The sequence below is a fragment of the Microbacterium sp. genome (genome assembly GCF_031179285.1).
GTDB lineage: Bacteria > Actinomycetota > Actinomycetes > Actinomycetales > Microbacteriaceae > Microbacterium.
Genome location: NZ_JAPSHY010000073.1, coordinates 1 through 2,955, shown reverse-complemented (window position 1 = coordinate 2,955; position 2,955 = coordinate 1). Strand labels below are relative to the sequence as shown.

Annotated in this window: 4 protein-coding genes; 2 read left to right on the top strand and 2 right to left on the bottom strand. The window is 69.0% G+C overall.

Annotation, left to right across the window (positions count from 1 at the left end; translation table 11 throughout):
* Positions 1-40: 40 nt before the first annotated feature.
* Positions 41-1,222, bottom strand: coding sequence for an MFS transporter (locus RIN18_RS17525; protein WP_309105260.1), 1,182 nt, complete (start codon positions 1,220-1,222; stop codon positions 41-43).
* Positions 1,219-1,560, bottom strand: coding sequence for a transcriptional regulator (locus tag RIN18_RS17520; protein ID WP_309105259.1), 342 nt, complete (start codon positions 1,558-1,560; stop codon positions 1,219-1,221). The genes RIN18_RS17525 and RIN18_RS17520 overlap by 4 nt, the downstream gene beginning before the upstream one ends.
* A gap of 251 nt (positions 1,561-1,811) precedes the next feature.
* Here RIN18_RS17520 and RIN18_RS17515 point away from each other — a divergent pair, with 251 nt between their 5' ends.
* Entirely contained in the window at positions 1,812-2,450 is a 639-nt protein-coding gene (locus RIN18_RS17515) for a response regulator transcription factor (protein ID WP_309105258.1), read from the top strand.
* The coding region (locus tag RIN18_RS17510; protein ID WP_309105257.1) for a HAMP domain-containing protein at positions 2,447-2,955 on the top strand (509 nt) is incomplete at its 3' end. The genes RIN18_RS17515 and RIN18_RS17510, both read left to right, overlap by 4 nt.

The window sequence follows — 2,955 nt, the reverse complement described above, 5'->3', positions numbered from 1 at the left end:
GGTTCTCGCGTATGTGTTCACAGCACCATCGGATACTCGATCATGCGACGCTGCACGCCTCCACCTGCGCAGACTCGGGTGCCTTGCGCACTGTGGCGCGCGTCGCGATCCAAGCAGTGAGCGCCAGCGCGAGCACGGCGGGAAGGAGCGCCCAAGCGGCAAGATCCGCGGCTCCAACGCCGGCAGTCAGCAGTGCGGCGCCGAGCGCCGCGCCGACGGCGGAGCCGAGGTACATCGCAGCCATCTGGAACGCGATGATCGGCATCGCCTGCGTATGCCGATCCGCCGTCAGCGCCTGCTGGAGTGTAGGAACGCTCGCCCAGCCGGCCGCGCCCCAGACCACAGCCGCAATCAACCACACGATCGGCGACGAGAACAGCCATGCTACGGCGAAGCTCAACGCCAGCAGGGCGGGCAATGCGATGAGCAGGGGCTTGGGGCCGAAGCGGTCGAGGGGCCGGCCGATCAGCGCGGACCCGGTGACGCCGCCGATGCCCCATGCCCAGACCAGGGCGAAGCCCAGGCCTGCAAGCCCTCGATCCTCGGCCATAGGCAGCAGGTAGGTGTAGAGGCCCAGACTGGCCACACCCAGCAGGAACGCTGCCGCGACGCCGACGCTGGTCCGGCTCGATCGCAGAACCGCGAAAGCGGTTCCGCCAGCAGACGCGTCGAGACGCGGGAGCGTCTTCGCGCGGATTGCCAGCGCCGCCATGCTGATTACGCCGATGAGCACGACCAGGGCCATGGTCCAACGCCATCCGGCGCTCTGGCCGATGAGCATCCCGACCGGCACGCCGGCAACGGTGCCAGTGGACAGGCCGAAGGTCACCAGCGACATGGCGCGGCCCCGCTCATGGTCGGCGACCATGAGCGGGGCCGTGGCGGTCGCGACGGCCGTGAGGATTCCTGCGCCCACTCCGGCTACGACGCGCGAGGCGAGGAAGACTTCGATTCCCGGTGCGAGGGTTGTGATGAGGTTGCCGAGGTTGAACAGCCCAAGCGCGATGAGCAGCGCCCGTGCCGTGCTGCCGCGGGTGAGCCGCCCCGACAGCAGCGGACCCGCGAGAGCGTACGCGGCGGTGAATGCGGTGACGCCCAGGCCGATCATCGCCACTGTGGTCGTCAGCGAGTCGGCCATCTGAGGGAGGACGCCGGCGAGCACGTAGGCGTCGATCCCAAGCGAGATGGCGGCAATGACGAGCGGCCATACCTTGCGGATCATGCGTCGGCCTCCTCGTGGTCGTCCTCGGCGCTCCCGTAGCCGCTGAGCACCGTGCCGAGCAGGCCGGGGAAGCGCGCCTCGAGGTCCTCGTCGCGGAGCTTGATCATGCACTTGCGTCCCTCGGCGCGGACGAAGACCACGCCGGACTCGCGCAGCAGGCTCGTGTGGTGGGTCAGGGTCGAGCGCGGCAGATCGGGTCCGAGGTCGATGCTGTCGGTCTCTCCCTGTTCGGCGAGCGTGCGCACCATGTTCAGGCGCAGTGGCTCGCTGAGTGCGAAGAGGACGCGCGGGATCACGATCTCGTCGGTGTCGGGGTGGTGGTAGGTCCTCGGTGACAAGGCCTGGCCTCCTATCGTTCGAAAATAGTCGCACGATCATAGTTCGACAATTCCCGCACGATCAAGTCGGCGGAACCTCGTTCGATGGCGTGACCTCTCGTAGAGTCGTGCGCTTGTCAACCGACGAGCTTCTTCGGTCGTGACCGGCGCGGCTATCACCGGGATGTCACCTCGCGTCTGGTGGACTTGAAGATTGAGCGACGGACGGAAGAAAAGGCGGAGGCGCGGTGGTCGGTGTAAGAGTGCTGCTCGTGGAGGACGAGGTCAGGCTGGCCGAGGCGCTGCGCCGCGGGCTGGCCGGCGACGGGTTCGAAGTCGACGTCGTGCACGACGGCGCGAGCGCGCTGAGCTACGTCGACCGCAGCGCCTACGAGCTGATGGTCCTGGACAGGGATCTGCCGGTGCTGCACGGCGACATCGTGGCGCGCACGCTGCGCGACTCCGGCAGTCCCATCAGGATCCTCATGCTGACCGCATCGTCGCAGACCAGCGACAAGGTCGACGGGCTCAGGCTCGGGGCGGACGACTACCTCGCGAAGCCCTTCGAGTACGACGAGCTGCTGGCCCGGCTGATGGCCATGTCGCGGCGCATCCGCGGCCAGGCCGGGGCGTTGGAGCGGGCCGGCCTCCGGGTCGACCCGGTGGCCAAGCGCGCATGGGCTGACGACGCAGAGGTGCGGCTGCGCCCCAAGGAGCTCGGCGTCCTCACGGAGCTGCTGCGCGCGGCCGGCGGGGTGGTCAGCCCGTCGGCCCTGTTCGACACCGTCTGGGAGGGCTCGGACGACGTCGACGAGGCGGTCGTGAAGACGGTTGTGCACTCGCTTCGCAAGAAGCTGGGCACGGCCAGCATCGAGACCGTGCACGGCTTCGGCTACAGGATTGCCTCGTGAAGGCGTCGCTGACGCCGAGGTCCTGGACCTCGCGGGCCCGACTCACGGCGGCGATCGCCATCACGCTCGCCGTCGGCGGGACCTTCCTGCTCGTCGCCCAGTATGCGCTGTTCACGGCGCTGCTGAACCGAGAGGTCGAGGCGAACCGGGCGCAGGTGGACCAGGCGCTGGAGTCGGTGCCGGGCCTCGGCCCCGAAGACTTCGAGGTGCTCTACGACGGGTCGCACGGACCCGCGGGGCTGAGCTCCGACCCGGTGATCGCGCAGGCGCTGCGCAACGGCCTGGGGTGGTCGGCGCTGCTGCTCGGGGTCTTCATCGCAGTGGCCGTCGGCTGGGCGTGGTTCCTCTCCCGTCGGTCGCTGCGGCGGATCTCCCGGTTGACCTCGGCGACCAGCGAGATCACCGAGCACGACCTCTCGCAGCGCCTCGCGCTGCAGGGCCCGCCGGACGAGATCACCCAGCTCGGCGACACGATCGACTCGATGATCGAGCGGCTGGAGCAGGC

Excerpts from the sequence above, each read along its gene's own strand:
- RIN18_RS17525 (WP_309105260.1), bottom strand. The coding sequence starts at position 1,222 with ATGATCCGCAAGGTATGGCCGCTCGTCATTGCCGCCATCTCGCTTGGG.